At 45.4% G+C, this 982-nt stretch carries 1 protein-coding gene; it reads left to right on the plus strand.

Annotation, left to right across the window (positions count from 1 at the left end):
- On the plus strand, positions 1 to 980 hold a 980-nt coding region (locus A3738_RS27355; protein ID WP_068763990.1), incomplete at its 5' end, for a MotA/TolQ/ExbB proton channel family protein.
- Positions 981 to 982: the final 2 nt, after the last annotated feature.

Genomic DNA, 982 nt, shown 5'->3' on the forward strand with positions numbered 1-982 from the left:
TTGAAGATTCGATGACCAGTGCACAATTTCCTGATCGTATTACAGCATTGCGTTTTGCCGAGACCAGTAAGGTGCCAACCCTTCTTGAGCTACAAGCCTTATTCAGTAGTTTTGAAAGTGAAATTGTTGAATCAGGGAAGATTGAATTATTAGATCTTCCCGTTGTTGCATTGGATGGAAAAACTTCCCCTAAGCAAGTGCTTCGTATCGGTACCTTTAGTGCGATGGATGAGCGAGGTAATTACCTAGCTTGGGATCTTAGCAAGCAACAATTGAGCGAACTACCGACCCAACCTTCAGAGACGTTTTCGCAGATTCCGCAATTGGATACTGCAATCCCTACCACACTGTTAATTGATCCAACGCGCGGCGAATTGTTTGCATTGCTTGACCGCGAGCCAACGCTTCAAGAGCGTATTGCACAAGGCGGGAACATTGGCTACATCATTATTGCGCTTGGCTTGATTGGTTTATTGATAGGCCTATACCAGCTATTGAAATTGCTTAAGGCTGAGTTAGGCGTACGCAAACAATTACAGTCTCAAGACCTACGACAGGACAACCCCCTAGGTCGCGTATTGCATGCAGTTAAATCTGCCGATGTAGAGAATGATAATGACGCGCTTGAGCTAAAAGTTGATGAAGCAGTGATGGCAGAATTAGCAAACCTCGAACAAGGCCAAAGCTTTTTGAAATTACTTGCCGCCGTTGCGCCATTATTGGGGCTGCTTGGTACGGTTGTAGGTATGATCGCAACCTTCCAAAGTATTTCAGTGTTCGGAACGAGTGATCCAAAACTAATGGCTTCTGGTATTTCGCAAGCCTTGATGACGACCGTGCTTGGTTTGGTGGTCGCTGTGCCTATTTTGTTCGCACACAGCGTATTAACTTCGCGCAGTCGCCGTATTGTTCAGATTCTTCAGCAGAAGAGTTTTGGCGCTCTTGGTTCTCTGAACCAAACAGATTCAAAAGCAGCATAAAG

The sequence above is a fragment of the Oleiphilus sp. HI0066 genome, from assembly GCF_001635725.1.